The sequence below is a fragment of the Variovorax rhizosphaerae genome, assembly GCF_037889975.1.
Taxonomy (GTDB): domain Bacteria; phylum Pseudomonadota; class Gammaproteobacteria; order Burkholderiales; family Burkholderiaceae_C; genus Variovorax; species Variovorax rhizosphaerae.
In genome coordinates this window covers 1-2,400 of the sequence record NZ_JBBKZT010000091.1, presented here as the reverse complement: position 1 = coordinate 2,400, position 2,400 = coordinate 1, and the positions used below count along the sequence as shown (strand labels likewise).

Here is a 2,400-nt window from a genome sequence, read left to right as displayed (position 1 = left end):
GTGGTGGAACTGCTGTCCGATGAGCGCGGACGATGCGCCGGCGCAGTGGTTTACAACCTGGAGTGGCGCAGCTTCGTGATGGTGCGGGCGCGCTCAGTGATCCTCGCGACGGGCGGGGCGGGCCGGCTGCACCTCAATCGTTTTCCCACCTCCAATCACTATGGCGCTACCGCCGATGGGCTGGTTCTCGCGTACCGCATGGGAGCACGCCTGCGAGAGCTCGATTCCTTCCAGTACCACCCGACCGGCATTGCCTATCCGCCCCACCTTGCGGGCGGGCTGATCTCCGAGGCGGCTCGGTCCGCGGGTGCCAAGCTGCTCAACGGAAGAGGGGAACGCTTCGTCGACGAACTCAAGGCCCGTGACGTGGTGGCCTCCGCGATCCTGCGTGAATGTGGCGAAGGGCGAGGGATCGAGCGCGATGGGCAGGTCGGCGTCTTTCTCGACACGCCCACGCTCGAGAAGGAAAGTCCTGGCATCCTTGAGAAGCGTCTGGTGACGCTGCGGCATCTCGCTCACAAGTGCGGTCACGATCCGGCCAAAGAGCCTTTTCTCGTTTACCCGACGCTGCACTATCAAAACGGAGGGGTCGCGATCGACAAGCACGGCGCGACGAACGTCGCCGGCCTGCTGTGCGTTGGCGAGCTGACTGGCGGCATCCATGGTCGCAACCGACTGATGGGCAACGCGCTGCTCGACATCCTGAGCATGGGAAGACGTGCCGGAGCAAAAGCAGCAGAGTCGGCGGGCAGTTTGATCACCGGTCGAGCCGGCATCACTCACGTGCATGCCTGGCAGCGGGAGCTGACCTTGGCAGGACTGCCCCTGGACTTGCGTTCACCGCTGCTCTTCCCGGACTATGCGAATTTCGACCTTCGCGCGGATGCGAGCGTGCGCCCGAAGGAACGAGGACGCTCGCTGGCCGGCGTCCGGTGAGCTGTCTTGGACCAGAACGATGCACAAGTCGAACCAGGTGCTGATGAAGGACGACATGATGGTAGGCGCCGACCTGCCTGCCTGGCTTGCTCGTGGCGGCGGCGAGGGTGTGTCCAAGGCGTTGCAAGAGCCCGCTGCGGTGATCCCGGAGATTGAACAGGCCGACCTGAGGGGTATGGGGGGCGCAGGCTTTGCGACCCATCGCAAATGGGCTCCCGTGGCCGGTGCGGCGGACGGGGACAAGTACGTCATCTGCAACGGAAACGAGGACGAGCCTGGCACATTCAAGGATCGATTCCTGCTCGAGCACACGCCGCACCAGGTCATCGAGGGCGCGCTGATCGCCGCCGTCGCCACGCGTGCCAATCACGTGGTCGTCTACGTCAATCCCCATCAGCCGCGCGCCCTTGCCGTCACCCGTGATGCCGTGAGCCAGTGGCGTGGGCATGAACTCTACGCGGCCATCGAGAACTCCCTTGGTGGGGCGCTATCGCTTTCCGTCGTGCCGAGCTCAGGTCTCTACATCGGTGGCGAGGAGACTGCCGTGATCGCGACAGTCGAAGGTGGCTTTCCCTTCCCGCGCCGCAAGCCGCCCTTTCCGGCCGAAATGGGGGTGCATGGAGCGCCCACCATCGTCAACAACACCGAAACACTGGCGCATGTGCCCGGTATCTTGCGACATGGCGCGTCGTGGTATCGCGGCCTGGGGCTCGGGAATGCATCAGGCACCAAGCTTTACTCCCTCTCCGGCGACGTATTGCGGCCCGGGTTGTACGAGTTGCCGATGGGGACGACCCTCGAGGAACTCGTCTTCGAACACGGCGGAGGGATGCTCCAGGGCAAGGCGTTCAAGGCGGTCTTTACCGGTGGGCCTTCGAACACCCTGCTCACCAAGGGCGATCTGGACGTTCCGCTTGATTTCGACTCGGTGCGCCAGAGGCGCTCTCGCCTGGGGACTGGCGCAATGATCGTGGTATCCGAAGGCACGGGCATCGTCCGCAAGGTGGCGGAATACGTGAACTTCTTTGCGCAAGGATCGTGTGGTCAGTGCCCGCCTTGCAAGGGGGGCACTTTTCAGCTCGCTCAAGTGCTCAATCGCATCGACACCGGGCGCGGCGTGCGCAGTGACCTGGAGGCGCTGGAGAACCTCTGCCGCCTCCTACCCGGCAGCGGGCGCTGCGGACTGATCGATGGTGCGGTAACAGTGGTGGAGAGTTCTCTGCACCACTTCATCGATGAGTACGAAGCATTGCTGATGGCTTAGCGAGGCGGGACATACGTCATGCGAACTCGCCCTGCAGTCCCTGCCGATTTGCCTTCCTTCTTCGAGATCCGGACCAGCGTGCGTGAAAACGAAATGTCGTTGGAGGAACTTGCCTCGCAGGGCGTCACGCTGCAAACCCTTCCAGTGCTGATGGACGAGAACGCGCGCGCCTGGGTCGCCGAAAAGGACGGCAAGGTCGT

The 2,400-nt window shown here is 63.6% G+C and carries 3 protein-coding genes; all 3 read left to right on the top strand.

What is annotated here, in order from left to right; genetic code table 11:
* Positions 1–936, top strand: a 936-nt coding sequence (locus WKW82_RS40365; RefSeq protein ID WP_340348823.1) for an FAD-binding protein, incomplete at its 5' end; no start/stop codon positions are given.
* Between the two features lie 19 nt (positions 937–955).
* Complete coding sequence (locus tag WKW82_RS40360) at positions 956–2,200, top strand: complex I 51 kDa subunit family protein (RefSeq protein ID WP_340348822.1); 1,245 nt, start codon at positions 956–958, stop codon at positions 2,198–2,200.
* Positions 2,201–2,218: 18 nt separating this feature from the next.
* A partial coding sequence (locus WKW82_RS40355; RefSeq protein WP_422823716.1) for a GNAT family N-acetyltransferase occupies positions 2,219–2,400 on the top strand: 182 nt, incomplete at its 3' end.